Origin of the sequence: Paramagnetospirillum magnetotacticum MS-1 (assembly GCF_000829825.1) — a bacterium.
Lineage (GTDB): Bacteria > Pseudomonadota > Alphaproteobacteria > Rhodospirillales > Magnetospirillaceae > Phaeospirillum > Phaeospirillum magnetotacticum.
Map to the genome: position 1 here is coordinate 18914 of NZ_JXSL01000020.1, position 25846 is coordinate 44759.

Here is a 25846-nt window from a genome sequence, read left to right on the forward strand (position 1 = left end):
TGTGCGATGCGATATGGGTGTGTTCCTGCCCTGCGATACGAAATAAGGATTTTGTGGTTATTTCAGGGATATTGGCCGGGTCTGGAAGTGTGGTCTGCGGCAATATCTGATACAAAACTTTTGACACAAACGTCATAGCTGTATTATAACGGAGGAAATCAAGGGGCGCCGAAACAGGCCGCACCGCCCAAGCATCCGGGAGGATTTCCTTATGAAGAGCACGCTGGCCGCCGGTCTCACCGCCACCCGCCGTTACGAGGTCGACAAGGGCCGCACCATCGGCTTCATGGGTGACGAGGCGCGGGTCTACAACACCCCGGCGCTGATCTACGACATGGAGGTCACCGCCCGTGATCTGCTGCTGGAGCACTCCGATGCCGGTGAGGACTCGGTGGGCACCCGTGTCGAGGTCGACCATCTGGCGCCGACCCTGCTGGGCCAGTGGGTGGAGATCACCGTCACCGTGGAAGAGGTCAAGGGTCCCGGCGTGACCTTCTCCTTCACGGCCCGTGACTCTCTCGACAATATCGGCAAGGGCGTGCACAAGCGCTTCGTGGTCGGTGTGGACGCCACCAAGGCTCGCCTGCTGGCCAAGGCCGAGAAGGCCAAGGCGGCATCATGAGCGCCGCCCCGGTCGGGGGTGGGGGAAGCAAGGTCGAGAAGGTCCAGACGTACTGCTACCAGTGTGTGGCGGGGCCTGACCTCATGACCGTGAAGGTGGTCGACGGTGTCGCCACCGAGATCGAGCCCAATTTCAAGGCGGCCGACACCCACCCGGCCGAGGGCAAGGTTTGCGTCAAGGCGTTCGGGCTGATTCAGAAGTCCTATACGCCGCACCGCATCCTGACCCCCATGAAGCGGACCAACCCCAAGAAGGGCAAGGACCAGGACCCCGGTTTCGTGCCCATCTCGTGGGACGAGGCCATGAGCACCATCGCGGAGCGGCTGAAGACCATCCGCGCCGAAGGCCTGCTGGACGCCCAGGGCTATCCCAAATTCGCAGCCTCCTTCGGGGGCGCGGGAACGCCCACCCAGTATATGGGCTCGCTCACCGCCTTCCTGTCCGCCTGGGGGCCCATCGATTTCGGCTTCGGCTCGGGCCAGGGCGTCAAGTGTTATCACTCCGAGCATCTCTATGGCGAGTTCTGGCATCGCGGCTATGTGATCACGCCCGATACGCCGCGCGCCAAATACATCATTTCCTGCGGCACCAATACCGAGGCCTCCTCGGGCGTCTGCGGCGTCTATCGCCACGCCGAGGCCCGCGCGCAGGGCGCCATCCGCGTCCAGGTGGAGCCCCATCTGTCGGTGACCGGAGCCTGTTCGGCCGAGTGGCTGCCCGTCCGGCCCAAGACCGATGCCGCCTTCCTGATGACGCTGTTGAACGTGCTGGTCCACGAGGCCCCGCGTGAGCGTCTGGACCTGGACTTCCTCAAGACCACCACGTCCAGCCCCTATCTGGTCGGCCCTGACGGCTGGTATCTGCGTGATCCCGAGACCAACAAGCCGCTGCTGTGGGACGAGAAGACCAACAGCGCCGTGCCTCACGACACGCCCGGCGCGGTTCCCGCCCTGGAGGGCCGCTTCACCGTTTCTCATGCGATCACCCTGGGGGCCGATGAGGACCGCTGGGAACATCGGGATGTGGAGGGCGTCACCGCCTTCACTAAGTTCGTCGACCACGTGAAGGACTACACCCCCGCCTGGGGCGCCAAGGTCTGCGACGTGCCCGAAGGCCGTATCCGCAAGATCGCCAATGACTATCTGGACCATGCCTGCGTCGGCCAGACCATCGAGATCGACGGCCAAGTGATGCCCTACCGCCCGGTGGCGGTGGTGCTGGGCAAGACCGTCAACAACGGCTGGGGCGGCGCCGAATGTTGCTGGGCGCGCACCATGTTGGCCGTGCTGGTCGGCGCGCTGGAAGTGCCCGGCGGCACGGTGGGGACCACCATCCGCATCAACCGCCCGGCCGCCAACCGGCTGGAAAGCTTCGAGGGCACCCTCGACGGCTTCATGCACTACCCCTTCAATCCCACCGACAAGGACAGCTGGAAGGCCAATCCGGTCATCCGTAACGCCTATAAGATGCTGGTGCCGCTGGTGGGCAATTCGTCCTGGAGCCCGGCCCTGGGGCCGACCCAGTTCTCCTATATGTTCCTCGACGAGCCCCAGGACCAGATTCCGCGCGCCACTTTCCCGGAATTCCTGCTGGTCTACCGCACCAATCCGGTGATCTCGTTCTGGGACACCGACCGGGTGGCCAGCGTGGTGTCGCGCATGCCCTTCGTGGTGTGCTTTGCCCATACCCGCGACGAGACCAATCACTTCGCCGATATTCTGCTGCCCGACGCCACCGATCTGGAAGGCACCCAGCTCATCCGTATCGGCGGCACCAAGTTCCAAGAGCAGTTCTGGAAGACCCAGGGCTTTGCCCTGCGCCAGCCCAGCGTCAAGCCCCAGGGCGAGGCCCGCGACTTCACCGATATCGCCACCGATCTGGCGGTGCGCACCGGCCTGCTGGAAAAGTACAATGCCGCCATCAATCGGGGCTCCCACGGTGTGCCGCTGAAAGGCCCCAACTGGGATTTCAGCATTCCGCTCGACAAGGCGCCGAGCCTGGAAGAGGTGTGGGACGCGTCCTGCCGCTCGGCCTCGGCTGAACTGACCGACGGCGCCGAGTCCCAGGGACTGGACTGGTGGAAGCAGAACGGTTTCCGCACCGTCGCCTTCTCCGAGACCAACTGGTTCCTGACGCCCGCGCTCAAGGCCAAGGGTCTGCGCTATGAACTGCCCTATCAGGAGCGGCTGACCCGCATCGGCCGCCAGTTGGCCAACCGCCTGAAAGAGGCGGGGATCACTTGGTGGGATCATCAGCTGACCGAATACCGGCCGCTGATGGAATGGCACGACTTCCCCGGTTATTGGGAGCAAAGCGTCATCGAGCATGGCGGCAAGGTCGCCGACTTCCCCTTCTGGGTGGTGACCGCGCGAAGCATGCAATACGCCTGGGGCTCCAATATGCACATCCCGCTGATGCGCGAAGTGTCGGGCCATATCAAGGGCCATGACGGCGTGGTGATGAACCCCGAAGCCGCCCGCAAAGTGGGCGTCAAGGAAGGCGAGCGCATCGTGGTCACCGCGCCCACGGGCAAGAGCGTGGCGGGCCGTGTGGTGCTCTCCCAGGGCATCCGTCCCGACACTATCTTGATGATGAGCCAGTTCGACCACTGGGCCACGCCGATCGCCAAGGATTTCGACGTTCCCAGCATGAACCGGCTCACCGCAATGACCATGCAGTTGACCGATGCCACCGGATCGGCCGCCGATCTGACCCGTGTCGCCATCCGCAAGGCGCGTCCCGATGAACAGGGGAGAAGTGGTGAGAAGGGGAGGCGGGCATGACCAAATGGGCCATCGTCGCCGATCTGGGCCGCTGCGTCGGCTGCCAGACCTGCACCACGGCGTGCCGTCACGCCAATGCCACGCCGCCCGGCGTGCAGTACCGCAAGGTGCTGGACATGGAGGTGGGCACCTTCCCCGATGTGCGCCGCGTCTTCGTTCCCGTCGGCTGCATGCATTGCGACGAGCCGCCGTGCCGCGACGTCTGTCCCACCACGGCGACCACCAAGCGCGCCGATGGCATGGTGATGATCGACTACGATATCTGCATCGGCTGCGGCTATTGCATCGTCGCCTGCCCCTATCAGGCCCGCTACAAGGTTTCCAAGCCCACCTTCGCCTTCAAGGATCAAGAGACGCAAAATGAGCGGGCGCGCTTCGACGAACGCTTGCTTGGCGTCGCGCAGAAGTGCACCTTCTGCGTCGACCGGGTCGATTACGGGCTGGCCAACGGGTTGACCCCCGGCGTGGCACCGGAAGCGACTCCCGCCTGCGTCAATTCCTGTCTGTCCAAGGCGTTGACGTTCGGCGACACCGATAATCCTGACAGCAACGTCAGCAAGCTGCTGAAGCGGTACAAATCGTTCCGCATGCACGAGGAACTCGGGACCGGTCCCAACATTCACTATTTGTGGGAGACCGAGGACGAATGAGCGAGGAATTCGAAGACGCCCCCGGCATGCGCCATTTGGGCCTGTCGCCGTGGCTGCAGACCGCCTGGGATCTGCGCGCCGCCGGTAACTTTATCGGCGGTGGCTCGGGCACCGGCCTGCTGATCATCGCCTCGCTGGGGGCCTTCAAGGGGCTTTACAGCCCCGTGCTGCTGCTCGCCGGTCTGGCCCTGGTGGGGCTTGGCCTGTTCTCGGTGTTTCTCGAAATCGGTCGCCCGTTGCGCGCCTTGAATGTGCTGCTGGGGGCCAAGCGCAGTTGGATGACGCGCGAGGCCTTTGTGGCCGCCGTGCTGTTCCCGCTGGGACTCGCCGCGCTGATCTGGCCCGATCTGGCCAAGCTGGTGTGGATTCCGGCTGCCGCCTATCTCTATTGCCAGGCCCGGATTCTCGAGGCCGCCAAGGGCATTCCCACCTGGCGCTCGCCCCTGATCCTGCCGCTGACCATCGCCAGCGGTCTGGCCGAGGGCGCTGGCATACTGCTGCTGCTGGGCACTTTGGTCCTGGATGGCGGAGCCCCCGAATGGGTGGCCGGAACCCTGGTGGCGACCATCGCGGCCCGCATCTTCGTCTGGATGTTCTATCGTCGCCGCATGGTGGGGGGCGAGGCCCCCGTCGAGGCGGCGGCCGTGCTGATCCGCTTTTCCATGCCCTTTACCTTGGGCGGTAACGTCATTCCCATCGCCTTCCTGGTGCTGGGTGGCATTCAGCCCGATATCCGCGCCGCCGCCCTGGCCGCCGCCGGACTGGCCGCCATGGCGGGCGGTTGGGCCTTGAAGATCGTCATCGTCACCAAGGCGGCCCAGAACCAGGGCTTCGCCATCAACCATTCCCCCGCCCGTGGCGGCGGGGAATCCGGTCCCGGTTTCAAGCCGGGCTGGCGCGAAGTGCCGAAGGACAAGGATTAAGACCGAACGGTCAGTGATGTGACCTTTATCGGGCTCTCGCCCGAACCCAGTTGGGGCCAGGCCCCAAACCCCCTTTGATTTCAAAAATAAGGGAGGTTTGGAAGGCATCGTCTCCAACCGGGGCCGGGGCGGGAGCCCCGTCACATCAGCGTCCGGGCGGACATAAAATCGCCCGGATGGTGAATGCCGATCCGAGAGCGAAAAAACGCGAGGAGAGGCTTTGATGGTCAAGACAGTGGACGGCGCGGCGCTGGGCGTCGCGGTGGGCGAAAGCGGCGACGACCTGCGGGTCGGGCTGGTCAACACCCGCGAATTCGGCATGGTCATTTCCGCCGGATTGGGAGCGCGTGACGCCGCCCTGGCCGAAGGCGTGTTCGCCAAGGACCGCGCCGCCGTCCATGCCTCGGTGGAACTGACCGACGGCCCCGCTTTCCTGGAGCGTTTCAAGCGGACCTTCGCCTATCAGCGGCTGGCGGCACGCGGCGCGGCCCCCGATGCGGCGCTGGAGCGCTGCTTTACCGCCCTGATCGATCTGGGCCGCTCCGGGGCGGTGGAAGTCTCCCTCGATCTCGCCGTCGACAACGGGGCCTTGCGCGGTTCGGTGGCGTCCAAGCCTTGCGTGCCTGCGCAAAAGCGTCTGGCCCGTCCCATTGCCAAGATCGATAAGCTGATCCACCCCCAAAAGATCGGCATCATCGGCGTGTCGGCCAGCGGCATGAATTTCGGCCGCATCATCTTGAAGAATCTGATGGGCAGCGGCTGTCCCCCTGAGCGCCTCGTGATCATCCGCCCCGAGGAAAGCGAGATCGACGGGGTGAAATGCGTCGCCAGCCTCGCCGATCTGCCCGCCAAGTTGGACCTCTTGATCGTCGCGGTGCCGTCGGGAGCCGTCTATCCCCTGGTCGACGAGATCATCGCCACCGACAAAGTCCATTCGGTGATGCTGATCCCCGGTGGATTGGGGGAGACCGAGGCCAGTGTGGAACCTGCCGCCGCCCTGGCGGCCCGCATCAACGCCGCCCACGGCCATGGCGATGGCGGCCCGGTCTTCCTGGGTGCCAATTGCCTTGGCGTGGTCAGCCATCCCGGCGGCTATGATTCCTGGTTCATCCCCTTGGAACGCCTGCCCAAGCCCGCCAAGAAAGCCAAGCGCAATTCCGTGCTGCTGAGCCAATCTGGCGCCTTCATGATCAGCCGAATCAGCCGCAATCCCTGGCTGGACCCCGCCTATATGCTGGCGCTGGGCAATCAGACCGATCTCACCCATGGCGACATGCTGACCTATTTCGCCGCCCGCGACGATATCGAGACCATCGGCCTCTATGTGGAGGGCTTCAAGGACGGCGACGGGTTGGACTTTGTGCGCGCCGTGCGCAAGGCCGTCACTTCGGGCAAGCAGGTGGTGGTCTACAAGTCGGGCCGGACAAGGGCCGGGGCGGCTGGCGTCATGGGCCATACGGCTTCGGTGGCCGGGGATCCCGTATTGTTCGAATCCGTGGTGCGTCAGGCGGGCGCCATGGTGGCCGAGGACGTGGATACCTTTGACGACCTGTTCTATATCGCGGGCGCCTTCCACCATAAGACCATCACGGGCAATCGGCTGGGTGGCATCTCGGGCGCCGGGTTCGAGGCGGTGGGCATTGCCGATTCCACGGTGACCGAGACTTTCCGCCTGGAGATGGGGCAACTGGCGCCCGACACCGTTGCCAAGGTCCAGGAGATCCTGGTGGCCAAGAAGCTGGACTCCCTGGTGACCGTCAGGAATTCCATCGACATCAATCCGGGCGCCGATGACGAATGCCATCTGCTGATCACCGAGGCCTTTGCCCAGGACCCCAATATCGATGCCGTGGTGGTGGGCATGGACCCCACCGCGCCGTCGGTGATGGCGCTTGAAAGCAGCAAGCTGCGTCCCGGCTGGGATATCCATAATCCCAAGAGCAGCCTTCACCTCTTCCCGCCCATCGTCGAGCGCAACCAAAAGCCCATCATCGCCATCGTCGACGGCGGGCCGCTTTACGACGCCATGGCCGGTGGTCTGATGGACAAGGGCGTCTGCGTCTTCCGTAATTGCATGCGCGGCACCAAGGCGCTGGCCCGCTATGTGGAGGCCCGGCTTTACGCCGCGGCGCTAAAGGCTTAAGGCCCCTAATTTAAGCCTTCGTCATCCCGGACAAGCGAAGCGCGATCCGGGATCCAGGGGGGGGCACCTCCCGTCTTTCCACGACTCCTGGATCCCGGCTCAAGGCCGGGATGACGAGGAAAAACAGGGCCTCTGAGATTAAGTTGGCGTCTATGGGGAGGGGGGCTTGCCGCCGCCCTGTCCGCGGGATAGATAAAGGCCCTCACGCGGGATGGGAGGGATCGGCATGAGCGGGACCTATATGTTTGCCCCCGAGGCGGAGCGTCTGGACCGTGCGGCCTTGAAGGCTCTGCAGTTGCAGCGGCTCAAGGCCCTTCTGGCCCATGCCTATGCCAATGTCGCTCATTACCGCGCCGGTTTCGACGCAGCCGGGGTGGTGCCGGACGATCTGCGCCATCTGGAAGATCTGGCCCGCTTTCCCTTCACGGTGAAGACCGATCTGCGCGACAACTACCCCTTCGGCCTGTTCGCGGTGCCCAGGGAAAAGGCGGTGCGCATCCACGCCAGTTCCGGCACCACCGGGCGGCCCACCGTGGTGGGCTATACCCAGGCCGATATCGACACCTGGGCCGATCTGATGGCCCGCTCCCTGGCGGCCACCGGGGTGCGGCCGGGCGATCTGGTGCACAACGCCTATGGCTATGGGCTGTTCACCGGGGGGCTGGGCTTTCATTACGGGGCCGAGCGCCTGGGCTGTTCCGTGGTGCCCATGTCGGGGGGCAATACGGAAAAGCAGATCGGCCTGATCATGGATTTTGGCGCCCGCGCCCTGGCCGCCACGCCGTCCTATGCGCTCAACATCGCCGAGGTGGCCGAGCAGATGGGAGTCAGCCTGGCTGAATCCTCCCTGGCGGTGGGCGTGTTCGGCGCCGAGCCGTGGAGCGAGTCCATGCGTGCCGAACTGGACCGGCGTCTCGGCATCCAGGCCTGTGACATGTATGGCTTGTCCGAGATCATGGGGCCGGGCGTGGCCATCGAATGCGAGCATCGGGTGGGGCTGCACGGCTGGGAGGATCACTTCCTGTTCGAGGTCATCGATCCCGAGACGCTTGCCCCGCTGCCCATGGGGGCCGAGGGCGAGTTGGTCATCACCACGCTGACCAAGCAGGCCCTGCCCATGGTGCGCTACCGCACCCGCGACATCACGCGCCTGACCGACGAGCCTTGCGCCTGTGGCCGCACCCATTTGCGCATCCTGCGCGTCACGGGCCGCAACGACGATATGATGATCATCAGAGGCGTCAACGTCTATCCCAGCCAGATCGAGGCGGCGCTGGTGGGCTTTTCCGGCGTGGCGCCCCATTACCTGCTGACGCTGACCCGTCAGGGCTCGCTGGATCACCTCACCGTGGAGGTGGAGACCGACGACAGCCGGGGCGAGGACGACCGCGCCCATCTGGCCCGTCAGGTCCGCCACCACCTCAAGTCCCTGGTGGGGATCACGGCGGAAGTGATCGTGCGCCTGCCCGGCGAATTGCCGCGTTCGCAGGGCAAAGCGGTGCGGGTCCGGGATTTGAGGAAGCAGGCGGAGTAGGTCTCCGCCAGCCCTCAATGATGCCCGTGCCCGGAATGGGCATCGGCAGGGCTTCCGCCCAGCCCGTTGGCCGTCTGCACGGCGCGGATATAGGCCAGCACCTCCTTGTCCTGACCGTCTTTGAGGCCCTGGGGCTTGGGCATGTCGCCGAATTTCCACATATGCGACTTGGCGCCCTCGTTCATGGCCGCCAGGATCACGTCGTCGCCATGGGCCGAGCCCAGGGCGTAGAACTCATGCAGCAGGGGCGGACCGCCATCGGTACCGCGCAGCGCACTGCCATGACAGGTGGCGCAGACCGCCTCGAAGGCCACACGCCCCGCCTCCGCCGCGCCGGAGACGGCGGGCATCACCACTTCCGCCTGTTGGAAGCGCAGCGACACGGGCTTTGAGTCCACGTTCAGGCCCAGCACGGCGGTCAGCTTGTCCTTCGCCTTGACCGGCACGGAAGCGATCAATCCGTCGCCCTTGGGGGTCAGGTCGGCCTCCAACTTTTGGCCGCCCAGCAGCAAGGTGGCCTTGCCAGTGGCCTTGACCGGCTTGTCGTCGTGATCCCTGAGCCAGACGCGGATGCTTCCGTCACGCACCGCGAATTCGGCGCGGTACTCGCCGCTTTCGGCGATTTGGCCGCCGAAGAAGGCCACCATGGTGCCGTGGGCCAGGGCCGAGGGCACCGCCAGCAGGAGGGCGAGGGTAAGAAGGCGTGTCTTCATGGCATTCATCTTTCGCAGGGTCTTTCCGAAGGTTGCCGTCATCCCGGCCTCGAGCCGGGATCCAGGAGCCGCTCCCCCTGGGCCCCGGATAGCGCGATGCGCTTCCGGGGTGACGAAGAAAAAGGGTAAGCCGCTCATATCCGCACCTCTGTCTCGGGTTGGCTAAAGGCCTTGCGGCCGATCAGCAGGACCACCACCGGGGTGACCAGGGTGTCGAGTAAGGTCGACGACATCAGGCCGCCGAAGATCACCACCGCCACCGGATGAAGGATCTCCTTGCCCGGTTCTCCGCCCGCCAGGACCAGGGGAAGAAGGGCCAGGGCGGCCACCAGGGCGGTCATCAGCACCGGCGTCAGGCGTTCCAGCGAGCCCCTGATGATCATGGCGGAGCCGAAGGCCTCGCCTTCGTGGCGCATCAGGTGGAGGTAATGGGTGATCTTCATGATGCCGTTCCGGGACGCGATGCCCGCCAGGGTGACGAAGCCCACCATGCCCGCCACCGAAAGCGGCAGTCCCGACAGCCACAGCGCGACCACGCTGCCCACCAGGGCCATGGGGATATTGGCCATGATGATCAGGGCCAGGACGCTCGAGCGGAAATGGGCATGAAGCAGGGCGAAGATGGCGCCCAGGGACACCAGGGCCAGCAGGCCGATCAGGCGGGTGGCGTCTTGGCGGCTTTGGAACTGGCCCTCATAGGCGATGGCATAGCCGGGCGGCAGACTCATCCCCCCAAGTTCCGCCTGAATCTCTCCCATGATGGTGCCGAGATCCCGGCCCTGGGAATTGGCGAAGACCACCACCCGGCGGCGCATATTGTCGCGGTTGATCAGATTGGGGCCCTGGGTCTCCACCACCTCGGCTACCAGGGCCAGCGGCACCTTGCCCGCCGGGGTATCCACCAGGATCTGGCGGAAGTCCGAGGTCTGGGCCCGCCAGTCCTCGGCCAGACGCAGGACCAGATTGGTGTTGCGCTCGCCGTCCCTCACCTGGGACACCACCTTGCCCTGAAGGGCGGCTTCCAGGGTCTCGGTCAACTGGCCGAGGCCGAGGCCGTATTTGCGCGCTTCGGCCCGGTCCAGCCGGATCTGCACCTGGGGAATGAGGACCAGTTTCTCGATCTGAAGGTCGGCGACGCCCTTGATTCCTTGCATGCGGGTCCTGGCCTCGGCGGCCAGAGAGCGCAGCGTATCCAAGTCGTCGCCGAAGATCTTGACGGCGATCTCGGCGCGCACCCCCGACAGCAGATGGTCGAGGCGGTGCGAGATGGGCTGGCCGATATTGACGCTGATGCCGGGGATCTGGGCCAGCCCTGCGCGCAGATCGCCCAGGATGGCGTCGCGCGGGCGCTTGGACGGGTGCAGGTCCACGTCGATCTCGGAATAGTGGACGCCCTCGGCATGCTCGTCCAACTCGGCCCGCCCCGTCCTCCGTCCGGTGGAGGCGGCTTCGGGGACCTGACGGATCAGGGTTTCGGCGATGGTGCCGATGCGGTTGGATTCCGAAAGCGAGGTGCCGGGGGGCAGCACCACTGTCACCGTGACGGTGCCTTCGTTGAAGCTGGGCAGGAAGGTGCGGCCCAGGAAGGGCACCGAGGCGGCGGCCGTGATCATCAGCGCCAGAGCGGGGATGATCACCGCCCTCGGATTGGCGAATGACCAGTCCAGCAGGCTTTGGTCCCAGGCCTTGAGACGGCGGACCAGGGCGCTATCGCCGTGTCCCACCACCTTGGCCTTGGGCAGCAGTAGCATGGACAGAGCGGGGGTGACGGTCAGCGACACCACCAGCGAGGCCAGGATCGACACCACATAGGCAATGCCTAAGGGCGCGAACAGTCTGCCCTCGATGCCCGACAGGGCGAACAGCGGCAGGAAGGCCAGCACCACCACCATGGTGGCGTAGACGATGGAGTTGCGCACTTCGCTCGACGCCTCGCGCACCACGGCAAGAGTGGGGCGCGGCTGGGCCTGGGCGGCATTCTCCCGCAGACGGCGCAGGATGTTTTCCACATCCACCACGGCATCGTCCACCAACTCGCCGATGGCCACGGCAAGACCGCCCAGCGTCATGGTGTTGATGGAGAGATTCAGCGCCTGGAACACCAGGACGGCGACCACCATGGACAGCGGAATGGCGGTCAGGCTGATGAAGGTGGTGCGCATGTTCATCAAGAAGGCGAACAGCACGATGGCTACCAGCACGGCGCCGTCGCGCAAAGCCTCGGCCACGTTGCTGACCGCGCGACGGATGAAGTCGGCCTGGCGGAACAGCACCCGGTCGGCTTCCATATCGGGGGGAAGCGTGCGGCTGATCTCGGCCAGGGCGGCCTCGACCTTGATGGTCAGCGCCACCGTATCGGCGCCTGGCTGCTTGGACACCGCCAGGATCACCGCCGGATGGGCGTCGATGGCGGCATCGCCGCGCTTCGCCCCCGCCCCGTTTCGGACCTCGGCCACCTGATCCACGGTGACGGGGGCGTTGTTGCGCCAGGCCACCACGGTATTCCTGAGATCGTCCAGATCGGTGGTCTGGCCCATATTGCGGATCAGAAACTCGGCCGAGCGCTGTTCGAGAAAGCCGCCAGTGGTATTGCGGGCAAACCCGGCCAGGGCCTTTTCCACATCGGCATAGCCCAATCCTAAGGCCGACATCTTGGACGGCGAGACCAGCACCTGAATCTGGCGCACTTCGCCGCCGATGGGGATCACCTGGGCGATGCCGGGAATGGAGAGCAGGCGGGGGCGAAGCACCCAATCGGCCAGGGAGCGCAATTCCATGGGGGATGTGGCGCCGCCCTTGGAGCGCACGCCGACCAGCATGATCTCGCCCATGATGGAACTGACCGGTCCCATGACGGGGCTGATCCCGGTGGGCAGCAGGTCGCGGGTCGAGGCCAGCCGCTCGGCCACCAGTTGCCGGTTGCGGTAGATATCGGTGCCCCAGTCGAACTCGACGAAGACGATGGACAGGCCGACGCCCGAATTGGAGCGCACCCGCACCACGCCGGGCGCGCCGTTCATGGCGGTCTCGATGGGCCGCGTGACCAGGCTTTCCGCTTCCTCGGGCGCCAGGCCCAAGGCCTCGGTCATGATGGTGACGGTGGGACGGTTGAGATCGGGAAAGATATCGATGGGAAGCCGCGACAGGACCAGGCCGCCATAGACGGTGAGCGCCAGGGCGCAAGCCAGGACGAACATCCGGTGACGCAGGCTGAGCGAGATGATGGTGTCGAACATGGCCGCTACCTCAGCGCTTTCAGTTGCTCGACGCCCTGGATCACCACTTTTTCACCGGCCTTGACCCCTTCGATCTCGGCTAAGGGGCCGACCACCCGCTCCACGCGGATGGGCCGCGCCTCGAAGGTCTCGGGATTGGTGCGCACGAAGACCACCTGACGCCCGCCCGATTCGGCGATGGCCGAGCGCGGCACCGCCATGCGCAGTCGTGTCGCCCCGGTGGCCAGGAAGACGTCCACCGGCATGCCGATGCGCAGATTGCGCGCCTGGGCCTCGGGCACGGCGAAGATGGCGTGGACGCCCTGGTCCAGGGCATCGACCCTGGGGCTTACCCCCAGCAGGGAGAGCGTCACCGCCTCGTCGGGCAGCAGTTTGGTGGCGGCGGTGGCCGCCCCGATGCGGGTCGCCAGCGCCAGATCGTGGATCACTGCCTCGACGCGGACGCGGACGGGGTCGACGATCTCGATCATGGCCTTGTCCACCGGCACTACCTCGCCGGGAACCACATGCACGTCGGTGACCACGCCGTCGATGGGCGCGCGCATCAGGTCGCGGCCCAGGGCAGTGCCCAGCAACTGGCCGCGCTCCCTGCGCAACTGGTCCAGGCGGGTGCGGGTGTCTTCCACCAGTTTGGTGGCGACCAAACCTTTCAGCGCCTCCTGGCGGGCGGATTCGCGCTCGGTGATGGCGATCTCGCTTTCCACCCGGTAGAGGCTGGCCCGCTTGTCCGAGCGTTCCAGGGTGGACAGGGTGGGTTCCAGCACGCCGATCACCTGACCACGCTTCACACTCTGGCCGGGGACGGGCAGGGGGAATTCGGGGTCAGAGACAATGCGTGCGGGCTGGGACGGCTGGACGCGGGCGAAGCCTGCTGGATCGGGCACCACGCGGCCCACCACGCGCACCGTCTCGGCGGCTTCGGCGGATTGCACCTTCTGGGTGCGGATGCCCAGCAGGAACTGGGTGGGCTTGGCCATGACCAGCAGGGCGCCCGGCTGGGCGGCAGGAGCTTCGGCGGCGGGAGCGCCGTGATCGTGGCCCTCATGGGCGCGGGCTGCCGGGATGGCCAGAAGCAGCAGGATCACTGCGGCGCCCGCCCGGTGACGGCCCAGCCACCAGGCGCCCACCACCAGCACGGCGCCGATGGCGGCACCGCCCGCCCAGTGGCGCCAATGCTCCACCGGAGCGGGCGGCGCGGGTGGCAGGGGTAAGGGCGCAACGCCCCGGGCCAGCAGCAAATCATCGCGGCCCTGAGCGCTGACCATCAAAGTGAGGTCGATCCCAGCGAGCGGCGGCATCCAATTCAGGACATAGGCTCCCGGTCCCTCGGCGGGCACGGCCTTGCCGCTCCAGCCTTCGGCCTCGGCGTCGATGCTGGCGTCATTGATGGGGGCGTTGCTCTCCAGATCAGCGAGATAGACCAGGGTGCGGCCGTCAAGACCGGGGGCCAGCACCACTTGGAAGGCATCACCCTCGGTCCCCAAGCCAGGGGTGACCGGCTGAGCCGCAAGGACGGACGGAACGAGCGCGGCCCAAAGGGCCAGCGCCAGGAAGCGTGCAAACATGGGAGATCATCCCCGAAACGGTGAATCCGGACAGAGCTCGGCTGTGGGACTCTACGTTCTGGGAGGTTCGGCGGGTGGACCGCTCTGCGCCTGGGTCACCAGACGTTGGGGATGGGCGGTCACGGGCGCGACCACGGTAAAATCGACGGGCGACGCCTCGGTCATGCCCGGCAGGGCGATGGAAGCGGCGGCGCAACCCGAAAACAGGCAGCATCCCTTCTCGCCAGCCTTGGCCTTGGGGGCCGGAGCCCCGTCTGGATGGCACGGCATGGAATGATCGGCATGGGCACCGGCGGGGTGATGCGCGGTTTCGTCCGCCTGGGCTGCGCCACTCCACGCCGCCACAGCCAGCACCAGCAATGCGGGCAGGCTCAGTCTCAGCAGGCAGGAGAGAACGTTACGCATGACGCCACTATGCGGGAAGATGGGGGGGCCAGGCAAGTGATCCGGTACGTAGTTTCCATCGTCGGGCACATGGCGTTGGATATTTGGGTACGGGCGATCCATGTTAGAGTGGAGTCCTTCGAACTGCTCTGGATTGACGGCATGCCCGACAAGCAAGGAAGCGAAAGGCGGCGCTATCCCCGCTTTCATGGATTGCACCTGATGGCCAATATCGGCAACAAGCTGGTGCGGGTCGCCGAGATTTCGGCTGGCGGTATGACCCTGGAGGCGGGGTTCAAACTGTCGGACGACGCTCTTCGTTTCACCCTTTATCCCAGCGACAACGGCAAGTTGGATATCAACCACGGTATCGGCGGGACCTGCCGCGTGGTTCGCGCCGATGAGTCTTTCGTGGCCCTGCGGTTCGATCCGGCCACTTACCGGCTGGTGAAATTCATCGCCGAATGTTCCGATACCGGACCGGAGCAGGATTCCTTCCTGGGCTGAGGATACTTTCATCCGTTACTTTGGGCGAAGAGCCAAACGAGGTATTCTGCTTCTGGTGTTGGTTAGGGACCGGGTATGGACAAGCACAAGAAGCCCGTAGCGGACAAGAGCCGCCGGGCGTCGGGCATCGCCGCGACGCTGCGCCGGACGGAGGCCAAGTTTTCCACCGTCTTTCGCGCCTGCCCCGATCTCATCGCCATCACCGACCGCGCCACGGGGCGCTTCATCGAGGTCAACGACGCCTTCGAGCGCATCATGGGCTGGACCAAGCCGGAGGTCGTCGGACGTACATCCGGGGAATTGGATACCTGGGAAAGCCTGGCCGAGCGCGACCGCATGCTGGCCGCCCTGGGGACGGCCGCCCGGCTGGAGAATTTCGAAGTGCGCTTCCGGCGCAAATCGGGCGAGGTGTTCACCGCCCTGATCTCCCTGGAGGTGGTGGATCTGAGCGGCCAGCCCAGCCTGATCTTCGTCGCCCGCGACATCAGCGCGCGCAAGGCCGACGAGATGCTGTTGCGGCGCACCGCCGAGGAATTGGAGCGCTCCAACATGGAACTGGAGCGCTTCGCCTATGTGGCGGCCCATGATCTATTGGAACCCTGCCGCACCATCTGCTCCTTCGCCCAGATTCTGGAGCGTAAATTCGGCGCGGTCCTGGACGGAGAGGGGCGGGAATATCTGGGCTTCCTGGTGGGCGGCGCCCAGCGCATGCGCGAACTGATCCAGGGCGTTCTCGGCTATTCCCGCGCGGGGATGGCGGCGGCCCAGATGGTGGACATCGATCTGGCCGAAGTGCTGCACGACGTGATCTCGGATCTGGGCGATGCCATCAGGACAAGGGGCGGGGCCGTCGAGGTCGGTCCCTTGCCGGTGGTGCGCGGCGATCCCGCCCAATTGCGCCAGTTGCTGGTCAATCTGGTGGGCAACGGCCTCAAATTCCATGCCGAGGGCGCCTTGCCACGCGTGCGGGTCGGGTGTGAGAACCGCGAGGGCGAATGGTGCCTTACGGTGGAAGACAACGGCATCGGCATCGCATCGGAATATCAAGACGACATCTTCGGCATTTTCCGCAGGCTGCACGGCCCGGATCGCTATCCCGGCGCGGGGATCGGCCTGGCCGTGGCCCGGCGCATCGTCGACGCCCATGGCGGGCGGATCTGGGTGGAATCTGAGCCGGGCCAGGGCTCGCGCTTTTGCTTTACCTTGCCGATGGCTTGAGACTATCGGCCAGATACAGCCCGATGGCCGCCCAGATGCAGGCAAATGTGATCATATGGGCGGGGCCGGGACTCTCGCCATAGACCAGAACCGCCAGCAGGAAATGCCCGGTAGGGGCCAGATACTGGAAAAAGCCCAGTGTGGCATAGCGTAGCCGTCCGGCGGCGGCGGCGAACCACAGCAGCGGCAGGGCGGTGACCGGCCCGCTGGCTACCAGGGCGGTGGCCAGGGCGGGAGTGCCGCCCAGAAGCGGCGCACCCTCGGCCAATCTCCACGCAAGATAGGCCAGGGCCACCGGAAACATCAGCCCCGTTTCAACCGCCAGCCCGGTCAGCGGCGACACCGGCAGCCTCTTGCGCAGCAGGCCATAGATTCCGAAGGTTCCGGCCAGGCACAGCGCGGACCAGGGCGGTGTGCCTGTGACGACCGCCAATTCGACGATTCCCGCAAGGGCGAGGCCTACCGCCACCCATTGCAGGGGGCGCAGCCTTTCCTTGAGGATGATGACGCCCAGGGCCACATTGACCAGCGGGTTCAGGAAATAGCCCATGCTGGCTTCCAGCACGTTGCCTTCGCTCACCACGCTAATGAAAATCAGCCAGTTGATGGAAATGCACAGGGTCGAAGCCGCCAGTACGGCCAGGCGGCGGCGCGAGGCGAGCAGGACGAGAACCTCGGCCCAGCGTCCCGTCCAGCTCAGCATCACGGCCACGGCCAGCAAGGACCAGACCACCCGATAGGCCAGGACCTCGGCGGGCGGGATGGCGGAAAGCAGTTTCCAGAAGACGGGAAAAAACCCCCATGTGCCGTAGCAGGCCAGGGCGAAGAACACGCCCCGGCGGTGCTCGGCGGTCATAGGGGAAGCTCGGAATGAGAAGGCGTCATCCCGACGACCATCGGGAGGAGGGGGCTCCGCCTGGAGCGATTGATCCGGTTGGGATGCGCTGTTCCAGGCGGAGATTCCTCGCATGTGCTCGGAATGACAGACCTCGCGTCAATCGGCGACCAGGGCGTCGTCCGGGTCGTCGGCCCAGTCGTTCTCTGGCTTGGGCGTGCGGGCAATCCATTTTTCCAGTTCCGCCACATGCTCTTGTTCTTCCTCGGCCATCTCGGCGGCCAGGGCGCGGACGTCCTTATCATCGCTGCCTGCGGCTTCGTCGGCATAGAAGCGATGGCCCCGTTTCTCGTTTTCCAGGGCGAAGTCCAGGGCATGCCAGGCGGTCATCATGTAATGGGCCGCGCCGGGCGTCCCAACTTCGGGCGGCTCGGGCGTGTTCCAGCGGTATTGCCACGACTTCAGTTTGGGCAGGTCGTATTTCGACGCCCGCTCGGCGACCGATGCGCCGTGCAGCCGCGAGAATTTGGACATCTGGCGGAAGAGGTCGGCCACGTCCTGGTTGTTATGGACCTCCATGGAATCGGCCAGTTCGTCATAACGATCCGCCGCCTCGTTTTCCATGGCCAAGGCATGGGCCAGGAACAGAGCTACCTTTGTGGTCATGAGCAGTATCCTCCTGCTTGATCCGAGGCAACGGGTGGCGGCGGCGCCTCGGCCGATACCGACAGTATGCCCCAGGATTTTCCTCTCGGCCATGCCCCTTCCGCAGGTGGGGACATGACCGAAAGAGGCAGATGGATCAGCGGGATTCGCGGCCCTTGAGATAGAAGGCCACGGCCTGGGCGCGGTTGCCGACGCCCAGCTTGTCGTAGAGGTTCTTCAGGTGGAACTTCACGGTGTTGAGCGAAATATCCAGCTGTCCGGCCATCTGCTGGTTGGTCAGGCCCCCGGCCAGGGCGGCCAGAAGCTCACGCTCACGCGGGGTGAGGCCTGCCAGAGGGTCGCTGGCCAGGGAGGAAACGTCGATGAAGGGAAACACCATGCGGCCAGCGGCCACGGCGATAATGGTGTCGAGCAGTTGCTCCGGCGGTTCGCGCTTGGAGCAGAACCCGGCGGCACCCAGCGTCATGGCCTGGCGCGGCACATCGGGATTGGGGCTGCCGGTATAGACGATCAGCCGGGGGGCATCCACGCGTGAGCGCAGGGTCTGAAGGACGCCGCGGCCGTCCAGGTAGGGCATCTCCCACCCGATGACCCCGACATCGAACGGCGTTTTCTCGACGGCTTCGATGAAGCGTTCGCCATCGCTGGTCACCGCCGCGACGGTGAAGCGCTCATCACCCGAGAAAATCTTGATCAGGCTGCTTTGAAGCAGCGGATTTTTCTCGGCAATGACAATGGTGATTGGTCGGCTCTGCTGCACGGCCATTGATCCTGATCCTTCCCCCCAGAAGTCCCTAGGTTCAGCTCCTAGGTCGAGCCATAGACCCCGCCCACCTGAGGCCGTGATCTTACCGTTTGTGCGTAAAACCGCAAACCTTGATCGAGAGTTACCCACACTTTTCCTACACCACGGCGGGGGGCGAGGGCTATCCTGCCGCCCTTCTGACCTTGCTCCCTGATCCGCCAAATAAAAAGGCCGGCGGCCTCATGGAAGGACGCCGGCCTTATGGAAATGAACGGGCCTAGGCCTGTTCGGCCCAGGCGCGGGCGTCGAACTTGCCCAGGTCGCTGTCAGCGGCGGGCTGCGCGGCCGACGGGATGGCGGGAGCGGCGGGCATCCTGGCTTCGATGACCTTGGGGGCTTCGATGACCTTGGGGGCCTGGATGGCCTTGGGCTGGGCCACGGTCTCGGCCTTGGGCTGAACGGCGATCTCGGCCTTGGGCGCCTCGATGGCGGCAGGGGCGGCGGTTTCGGCCATGGCGGCTGCAACCGATTCCTCCGGCATCTCCACGGGGGCGGCTGCCATGGTGCTGGGCGCCTCGGTCCGCAGGGCGGCGGGAATGACGGAATTGCCCGGGCGGTAGACGAAGCCCTGGGTCTTGTAGGTCTTGCTGCCGTATTCGCGGGTGGGCTGGTACCAGACGCGGACCTCGCTCCAATCATTGTTGGCCGACACGTCCATCACCGGGACGGACTTGGTCACCTTGCCGCGGCCAGCGGTGCGGTGTGGCGCCCAATTGGCGTGATCAACGAACAGCAGGCGGCTGTTGGCGGCGCCCTGCACGACGGCCACATGGCCATGGGACATGGAGCCCTGGCGCTTGAAGACCAGGACGGAGCCGACCTTGGGAATCCGGCCGCGCTCATAGACGCCCTCGGCGGCTTCCCACCACTTCCACGCATCGCCCTTGAGATTGAGTCCGGTCACTTCGCGGGCGTAGGTCACGCATTGCAAAGTGGCGCTGGCTTCGAACGGCAAGGCTAGAAACAGCGCCGCAGCAAGCAGGATGATCGCATTCCGCACCGGTTTCCCTCCCTCCGGTTATTGGCGAAGCCGATTGTGGCTATGTGAAAAGCCGATGGCAACCTGTTTCACACAAATTTATGCAAAATATTCGTACTAATTCTCATATTGCCGAAAGTTTGTGCTAAGGCCAGTGGGGCTTTCGGTGTTCGCCATGCTTGGCTATGATCCGGGTGGAACCTGGAGGACGAGCGATTGAAACGCATACTGATCCCGGCCTTGCTGGCCGGATTGGCCCTGGCCCAGGCGGCGGGGGCGGCGGAACGCCGGACTCTGGTCATCGCCGGTGGCGAAGTCACGGGTTATTACTTTCCCGTGGCCGGAGCCTTGTGCCGGGTGATCAACAAGGATCATCCCCTGGGATTGGGCTGTGCCGTGATGCCCAGTTCCGGCTCGGCGGCCAATCTGGCGGCCCTGAAATCCGGCGATGCCGATCTGGCCCTGGTGCAGTCGCGCGCCGCCCAGATGGCCTTCATAGGGGCGGAGGGCTTCAAGGAATCCGGCCCCATGAGCGATCTTCGGGCCATCATGGCGCTGCATGGCGAGGTGGCGGTGGTGGTGGCGCGTCCGGGATCGGGCATCGAGACCCTGGGCGATCTCAAGGGCAAGCGGGTCAATCTCGGCAAGCCGGGCTCGTTCCAGCGGAGCATGGCCGAAATGGTGATCGACGCCTCCGGCCTGTCCCAGGGAGACCTGTCGGTTCTGGTGGAGCTGGACTTGACGGAACAGGCCGCCGAATTGTGCCAGGGCAATATCGACGCGGCCATTTTCACCGGCATTCATCCCATGCCCGAGGTGCAGATGGCGGTGGAGGAATGCGGCGCGTCCCTGGTGCAGATCCGCTCCAAGTCCATGGACTCCTTCTTCAAGAAAACGCCATGGGCGGCACGCTTCGCCGTCAGGGGCGGCACCTATGACGGCCAGAAAGAGGATGTGGCGGCCATCGGGCTGAAGACCCTGCTGGTCACGACAAAGCTGTCCGCCGAGGAGGTGGGGGCGGTGGCCAGGACGGTCTGGGCCAATTTCGGGGCGTTCACCCGTCTGCATCCCGCCTTGAGGGGATTGTCCAAGGCCGAGTCCAAAAGCGACGGTATTCCCATCCGTATGCATGACGGGGTCGAGGCCGCGGCGGCGGAGCGCTAGGAGCGTGACCGGCGGCGCGGGCGGATTGGCGGCGTGTCTTTCCGACCGCGGCGACTTGTTGGCGGCCAGGGCGGCGGGCGAGCGCCTGATGGCCCTGAGCAAGGCCCTGGACAGCGACCCGGCGGTATTGCTGACGCAGGAGCAAGGCGTGGAAGCCTTCCGCCACTATCCCGCCGGTGATGTCTATGATCTTACGTCCCACGCCCAGTATTATTATCACAGCCATCGGGACGGAGAGTTCGGCCATATCCATCTGTTTCAGCGCCCGCGCGGCATGGCGCGGGGATTGGCGCCGGTGACCCCGCCCAAGGAGGCCGATGCGCCCTGCCATCTGATCGGCGTGGGATTGGGCCCCTGGGGCGAGGCGGTGGAACTGTTCACCACCAACCGCTGGGTGACCGGCGAGGCTTGGTACCCGGCCGAGGCGGTGAAAACCATGGTCGCCGGTCTGCGGCTGGCGCCACCGGGGCCGTGGCTGGCCGTATCCCAATGGCTGGCGGGGCTGGTCGCCTTTTACCGTCCGCTGATCGAGGTGCTGATCGACGAGCGCGATCGCGCGGTGGAGGCTTGGCGCATGACCCATCCGGGGCGCGACGTGTTCAATGACGAACGTCTGGAAATCACCTCGACGCGCACCATCGACCCGGCCGCCGATCTGGCGCAATTGGGGGGCTAAAAAGCAACGCCGCCGCCCCGTTGCCAGGGCGGCGGCGCCAAACCTTCGAACCGGGAAGTCTTACTTCACGGTCTTCAGATAATCGACCACGGCCTTCACGTCCTCGGGCTTCTTCAGGCCAGCGAAGGCCATCTTGTTGCCGGGAACGGTGGCCTTGGGATCGGCCAGATACTTGGACAGGTTGGCTTCGTCCCAGACCAGGCCCGACTTCACATGGTTGTCGGAATACTTGTAGCCCTCGGCATGACCGGCCTTGGCGCCGAAAACGCCGAACAGGCTGGGGCCGACGCCGTGCTTGCCGGCTTCGACCTTATGACAGGCCTTGCACTGGTTGAAAGCGGCCGGGGCATCGGCGGCAGAGGCGGCGAACGGGGCAGCGAGGAGGGCGGCTCCGAGGACGAGGCCCAGCTTCTTGGTGTTGAGCATCAGAATCTCCAATTGCGCAAATATGGATGAGTGGCGCGATGCGTCACTTATCCCCTAGGATTGTGTCGATTTCAAGAGGCTGAGGGCATTAATTGGTCTAAGGCCCGGTGGGGCGTTGGTATAAGTCCGAAGAATGCATGATTTACCCATAGACTCCGTGATTCCCGAAATCCGTGAGGCCTTGTCCCGATCCCATGGCTTGGTGCTTCAGGCTCCGCCGGGGGCGGGCAAGACCACCCGCGTGCCCCTGGCCCTGCTGGACGCGCCCTGGCTGGCCGGGCAACGCATCGTGATGCTGGAACCCCGGCGGCTGGCAGCAAGGGCCGCGGCCCGGCGCATGGCCGCCAGTTTGGGCGAGGAACCGGGCGAGACGGTGGGCTGGCGCATCCGCTTCGACTCCCGCATCGGCCCCAAGACCCGCATCGAGGTGGTGACCGAGGGCATCCTGGCCCGCATGATTCAGGACGATCCTTCCCTGGACGGCGTGGGGTTGGTGATCTTCGACGAGTTTCATGAACGCTCGCTGTTCGCCGATCTCGGCCTGGCCCTGGCCCTGGAATGCCGCCAGGCCTTTCGCGATGACCTGAAACTGGTGGTCATGTCGGCGACGTTGGACGGCGAACCGGTGGCGCGGCTGATGGGCGGCGTGCCAGTGGTGACCAGCCAGGGCCGGGCCTATCCGGTGGAGACCCGCTTCCTCACCCGGCCCGAGCCTCGCGCTTTCGTGGACGCGGTGGCTGGCGCCGTGGCTCGCGCCCTGGACGAGGAAACGGGCGACGTGCTGGTCTTTCTGCCCGGCGCGGGCGAGATCCGCCGGGTGGAAGCCTTGCTCACCGAGCACAGGGCCGCGCGCGGCGTGCTGATCGCGCCGCTCTACGGCGACCTGGCGCAGGAAGCCCAGGATGAAGCCATCCGCCCGCGCGGCGACGGCGGACGCAAGGTGGTTCTGGCCACCGGCATCGCCGAGACCTCGCTGACCATCGAGGGCGTGCGGGTGGTGGTGGATGGCGGGCGCATGCGGGTGGCGCGCTTCGATCCCGGTTCGGGCATGACCCGGCTGGTCACCTTGCCGGTGTCGCGGGCTGGAGCCGAACAGCGCCGGGGCCGCGCCGGGCGTCTGGGGCCGGGCGTATGCTATCGCTTGTGGTCCGAGGCCGATGACCGTGCCCTGCTGCCCTGGACGGCGCCCGAGATGACCGAGGCCGATCTGGCGCCCTTGGCCCTGGATCTTGCCCAATGGGGGGTGAGCGATGCCGCAAGCCTGGCCTGGCTCGACCCGCCGCCCGCCGCCCATCTGGCCCAGGCGAGAGAGCTTCTGATCGAGCTGGGCGCGCTTGACCATGCCTCTCGCATTACCGATCACGGCAAGGCCATGGCACGGCTCGGCCTGCATCCGCGTCTGGCCCATATGGTGCTGAAAGGGCGTGATCTGGGGCTGGGCGGGTTGGCCGCCGATCTGGCCGCCCTGTTGGAAGAGCGCGACGTGCTGCGCATGGGGCGCGAGGCGCGCGATTGCGATATCCGCCTCCGGCTCGACGCTCTGCGGGGGCAGGAGCGGGGATTGGCCGTGGACAAGGGCGCTCTGGCCCGCGCCCGCCAATCCGCCCGCGAGGCGCGGCGACGCCTGGGGCTCAAGGCGAGTGAGCAGGCGGGCGATGGGCGTGACGCGGGACTGCTGCTGGCCTTCGCCTATCCCGACCGCATTGCACGGCGCCGTCCTGGGGGCGAAGCGCGCTATGCCATGACCGGGGGCGGGGGTGCGGTCTTCGCCTCGCCCGAACCCCTGGCCGCCGAGGAATGGCTGGCCCTGGCCGAGACCGACGGAGACCGGCGCGAGGCCCGCATCTATCTGGCCGCGCCCCTGACCCTGGCCGGGATCGAGGAGCATTTCGATGGCGCCATCCGCGCCGAGACCATCTGCCGCTGGGACGAGCGCGACGAGGTGGTGCAGGCCCGCGCGCGGCGTGTCCTGTGGTCCCTGATCCTCGACGACAAGCCGCTGAAATCGGCCGATCCGGATGCGCTGGCGTGCGCCATGGCCGAGGGTGTGCGGCGCATGGGTCTGTCCTGCCTGCCCTGGACTCCGGACTTGGAACGCCTGTGCCGCCGGGTGGCCTTCGTGGCCGGGCTGGAGCCCGAGGCCGGATGGCCCGATCTGTCCGCCGCAGCGCTGCTGGCCGGGCTGGAGGAATGGTTGGTGCCCTATCTGGGCGGCGTCACGCGGCGCGCCCATCTGGCGCGGCTCGATCTGGGCGCGGCGCTGTCGGGCTTGCTGTCCTGGGACGGCAAGAAGCGCCTGGACGATCTGGCCCCCACCCATGTGGAGGTGCCGTCGGGCTCACGCATTCCCATCGATTATTCCGGCGAGGTGCCGGTTCTGGCGGTCCGCTTGCAGGAGATGTTCGGCTGCGCCGAGACGCCCCGCATCGGCGCAGGCAAGGTGGCGCTGCTGCTGCACCTGTTGTCTCCCGCCCGGCGGCCCATGCAGGTGACCCGCGACCTGGCCAGCTTCTGGGCCAATGCCTATCGCCAGGTCAAGGCCGACCTCAAGGGCCAGTATCCCAAGCACTGGTGGCCCGACGACCCCATGCAGGCCGAACCCACGGCGCGGACCAAGCCGAGAAAGTGATTACCGCTTCCTCGCACTCACCACCGTCGCCAGCAGGGTGACGATGAACAAGGCGATGGCCGCCGCATTTCCCAGGCCGCCCCACTGGCGGACGGCGTGGATGTCCAGCAGGTCGCCCGCGACGCGCAGCCCCAAGGAGGCATGCAGCACCGCCAGCGGCAGGTAGAAGACCAGCCTGTAGGGCACCGCCACCCGTAGGATTGCGGGCAGGATCACCGGGGCGTGGCCGTAGACCATGGAGAAGACGAAGCCCACGAACAAGGCATGCAGAGCGGCGTCGTAGAATGCTCCAGTCTCGCCCGGAACCAGTCCCGTCATCAGCAGCCCGGCGCCCAAGGCCCAGGCATAGCCCGACAGCAGGCAGATCGCCACATAGCGGGTCAGGCCCGCCTGACGGATGGTGCGCCTTACCACATCGTTGATCAGCGACCACAGGGTCAGCAAGGCAAGGCCCAATCCGAACAGGGGCCAGGACCCCAGCCCCAGACCGGCCAGCAGCAGAGCAAGCGGCGGAAACAAGGTGGGAGTGCGCCAGCGCCAGGGCGGCAGGAAACGCGACAGTTCCAACCGCTCGCCCGCGATGGTCAGCACCAGGAAAGCGGCCCAGAAGGGAACGGAAGGGGCCGCGTCGCCGCCGAAGATCCAGACCAGATTTCCCGCCGCCCAGGCCAGACCGCCCAGGCCGAGGATGGCGGTGAACACTTCGCGCTGGCGGAGGATGACGGCCAGACTCATGGCAGTAAAGACCAGGCTGCCCGCCGACAAGGCCAGGGCTCCGGCCTGGGGATGCCCGGCGATCAGGGCCGCGCCGCCCAGGGCGGTGAAGAGCGGCGCGCCGAAACCCCAGGCTTTGCCGAGCGCCACGGCCCGTTCCAGCCCAATCACCGTGCCGAAAAAGCCGCAGATCATCAGCGGCCCGTGCAGCAGCGCCAGATCGGCATTGCCCACCGGCCAGCCGATCCGGCCCTCACCGGCGATAATGCCCGTCATCAGGGACAGCGCCCCGGCCATGAGCAGCGGCAGGCGGCGAAGCGTGACGCTTATCATCCCGGCCAGCCCATGATGGTCTTGGCCGCGGCCGACATGCGGGCGGGCTCCCAAAAGGGCGAGTCCAGAACCGTGACGCTGACCCTGGCGTCACCGTTGGCGGCGCCGCGCACCACACGTTCGGATTCATCGCTGAGATAGGTGCTTTGCGGGCAGGCCGGGGTGGTCATGATGAGATCCACATAGATGCCCTCGGGGGCGATGCGGATCGCCTCCACCAGCCCCAGATCGACGATATTGACGCCGATATCGGGGTCGATGACCTGACGGAGCGCTTCGCGGACGTGGTCTTCGGTGAGCATGGGCTTCGTTCCATCTGTGACGGAAACAGCCTAGCCCCC

22 protein-coding genes are annotated in these 25846 nt (G+C 65.8%); 11 read left to right on the forward strand and 11 right to left on the reverse strand.

Going from position 1 to position 25846, the window contains the following annotated elements; all coding sequences use genetic code 11:
• Window positions 1-211: 211 nt before the first annotated feature.
• From CCC_RS02580 to CCC_RS02605, 6 genes are all read left to right on the forward strand, one after another.
• Window positions 212-622 (forward strand): thioesterase family protein, encoded by a 411-nt coding sequence (locus tag CCC_RS02580; RefSeq protein WP_009867854.1) that lies wholly within the window; start codon window positions 212-214, stop codon window positions 620-622.
• A complete protein-coding gene (locus CCC_RS02585) occupies window positions 619-3405 on the forward strand; it encodes a molybdopterin-dependent oxidoreductase (RefSeq protein WP_041039671.1) in 2787 nt (928 codons plus the stop codon). The genes CCC_RS02580 and CCC_RS02585 overlap by 4 nt, the downstream gene beginning before the upstream one ends.
• The gene (locus CCC_RS02590; protein ID WP_009867848.1) at window positions 3402-4055 is read left to right on the forward strand and encodes a 4Fe-4S dicluster domain-containing protein; all 654 of its coding nucleotides are present in this window, start codon (window positions 3402-3404) and stop codon (window positions 4053-4055) included. Before CCC_RS02585 ends, CCC_RS02590 begins: the two co-directional genes overlap by 4 nt.
• Window positions 4052-4978 carry a DmsC/YnfH family molybdoenzyme membrane anchor subunit gene (locus CCC_RS02595; RefSeq protein WP_009867847.1) on the forward strand — a complete coding sequence of 309 codons (927 nt, stop codon included), beginning with the start codon at window positions 4052-4054 and terminating at the stop codon, window positions 4976-4978. The genes CCC_RS02590 and CCC_RS02595 overlap by 4 nt, the downstream gene beginning before the upstream one ends.
• 223 nt (window positions 4979-5201) lie before the next feature.
• Window positions 5202-7121, forward strand: coding sequence for a CoA-binding protein (locus tag CCC_RS02600; RefSeq protein ID WP_041039673.1), 1920 nt, complete (start codon window positions 5202-5204; stop codon window positions 7119-7121).
• A gap of 226 nt (window positions 7122-7347) precedes the next feature.
• Entirely contained in the window at window positions 7348-8655 is a 1308-nt protein-coding gene (locus CCC_RS02605) for a phenylacetate--CoA ligase (RefSeq protein ID WP_041039675.1), read from the forward strand.
• A gap of 14 nt (window positions 8656-8669) precedes the next feature.
• Here CCC_RS02605 and CCC_RS02610 read toward each other — a convergent pair whose 3' ends face one another.
• From CCC_RS02610 to CCC_RS02625, 4 genes are all read right to left on the reverse strand, one after another.
• Complete coding sequence (locus CCC_RS02610; RefSeq protein WP_236686281.1) at window positions 8670-9368, reverse strand: c-type cytochrome; 699 nt, start codon at window positions 9366-9368, stop codon at window positions 8670-8672.
• A gap of 134 nt (window positions 9369-9502) precedes the next feature.
• A complete protein-coding gene (locus CCC_RS02615; RefSeq protein ID WP_041039679.1) occupies window positions 9503-12604 on the reverse strand; it encodes an efflux RND transporter permease subunit in 3102 nt (1033 codons plus the stop codon).
• A 5-nt stretch (window positions 12605-12609) separates the two neighbouring features.
• Window positions 12610-14169 (reverse strand): efflux RND transporter periplasmic adaptor subunit, encoded by a 1560-nt coding sequence (locus CCC_RS02620; RefSeq protein ID WP_041039681.1) that lies wholly within the window; start codon window positions 14167-14169, stop codon window positions 12610-12612.
• 51 nt (window positions 14170-14220) lie between these two features.
• Window positions 14221-14574, reverse strand: a complete 354-nt coding sequence (locus CCC_RS02625) for a hypothetical protein (protein ID WP_152619678.1) — start codon at window positions 14572-14574, stop codon at window positions 14221-14223.
• Window positions 14575-14610: 36 nt separating this feature from the next.
• Here CCC_RS02625 and CCC_RS02630 point away from each other — a divergent pair, with 36 nt between their 5' ends.
• Together CCC_RS02630 and CCC_RS02635 are read left to right on the forward strand one after the other, a co-directional pair.
• Window positions 14611-15060, forward strand: a complete 450-nt coding sequence (locus CCC_RS02630; RefSeq protein ID WP_236686282.1) for a PilZ domain-containing protein — start codon at window positions 14611-14613, stop codon at window positions 15058-15060.
• Window positions 15061-15135: 75 nt separating this feature from the next.
• On the forward strand, window positions 15136-16278 hold the full coding sequence (locus CCC_RS02635; protein WP_009868657.1) for a sensor histidine kinase: 1143 nt from the start codon (window positions 15136-15138) through the stop codon (window positions 16276-16278).
• On the opposite strand, the gene rarD is transcribed toward CCC_RS02635, so the two are convergent.
• From rarD to CCC_RS02655, 4 genes are all read right to left on the reverse strand, one after another.
• Window positions 16259-17134: an EamA family transporter RarD gene (gene rarD / locus CCC_RS02640; protein ID WP_009868658.1), complete on the reverse strand. Its 876-nt coding sequence runs from the start codon at window positions 17132-17134 to the stop codon at window positions 16259-16261. The genes CCC_RS02635 and rarD overlap by 20 nt on opposite strands.
• 138 nt (window positions 17135-17272) lie before the next feature.
• Window positions 17273-17779 carry a ferritin-like domain-containing protein gene (locus CCC_RS02645; RefSeq protein ID WP_009868659.1) on the reverse strand — a complete coding sequence of 169 codons (507 nt, stop codon included), beginning with the start codon at window positions 17777-17779 and terminating at the stop codon, window positions 17273-17275.
• Between the two features lie 136 nt (window positions 17780-17915).
• Entirely contained in the window at window positions 17916-18545 is a 630-nt protein-coding gene (locus tag CCC_RS02650) for a LuxR C-terminal-related transcriptional regulator (RefSeq protein WP_009868660.1), read from the reverse strand.
• Window positions 18546-18801: 256 nt separating this feature from the next.
• Window positions 18802-19584: a CHAP domain-containing protein gene (locus CCC_RS02655; RefSeq protein ID WP_009868661.1), complete on the reverse strand. Its 783-nt coding sequence runs from the start codon at window positions 19582-19584 to the stop codon at window positions 18802-18804.
• A gap of 195 nt (window positions 19585-19779) precedes the next feature.
• On the opposite strand from CCC_RS02655, the gene CCC_RS02660 reads away from it, so the two are divergent.
• Entirely contained in the window at window positions 19780-20727 is a 948-nt protein-coding gene (locus CCC_RS02660) for a TAXI family TRAP transporter solute-binding subunit (protein WP_041039688.1), read from the forward strand.
• A gap of 4 nt (window positions 20728-20731) precedes the next feature.
• Window positions 20732-21403: a DUF6969 family protein gene (locus CCC_RS02665; RefSeq protein WP_009868663.1), complete on the forward strand. Its 672-nt coding sequence runs from the start codon at window positions 20732-20734 to the stop codon at window positions 21401-21403.
• Between the two features lie 60 nt (window positions 21404-21463).
• On the opposite strand, the gene CCC_RS02670 is transcribed toward CCC_RS02665, so the two are convergent.
• A complete protein-coding gene (locus CCC_RS02670) occupies window positions 21464-21829 on the reverse strand; it encodes a c-type cytochrome (protein ID WP_041039995.1) in 366 nt (121 codons plus the stop codon).
• 133 nt (window positions 21830-21962) lie between these two features.
• Here CCC_RS02670 and hrpB point away from each other — a divergent pair, with 133 nt between their 5' ends.
• Window positions 21963-24458 (forward strand): ATP-dependent helicase HrpB, encoded by a 2496-nt coding sequence (hrpB, locus tag CCC_RS02675; protein WP_041039690.1) that lies wholly within the window; start codon window positions 21963-21965, stop codon window positions 24456-24458.
• Here the strand turns inward: hrpB and CCC_RS02680 are convergent, their stop codons facing one another.
• Complete coding sequence (locus CCC_RS02680; protein WP_009868667.1) at window positions 24459-25505, reverse strand: hypothetical protein; 1047 nt, start codon at window positions 25503-25505, stop codon at window positions 24459-24461. It lies immediately after the preceding gene.
• Window positions 25502-25807 (reverse strand): metal-sulfur cluster assembly factor, encoded by a 306-nt coding sequence (locus CCC_RS02685; RefSeq protein WP_009868668.1) that lies wholly within the window; start codon window positions 25805-25807, stop codon window positions 25502-25504. The genes CCC_RS02680 and CCC_RS02685 overlap by 4 nt, the downstream gene beginning before the upstream one ends.
• Window positions 25808-25846 lie beyond the last annotated feature (39 nt).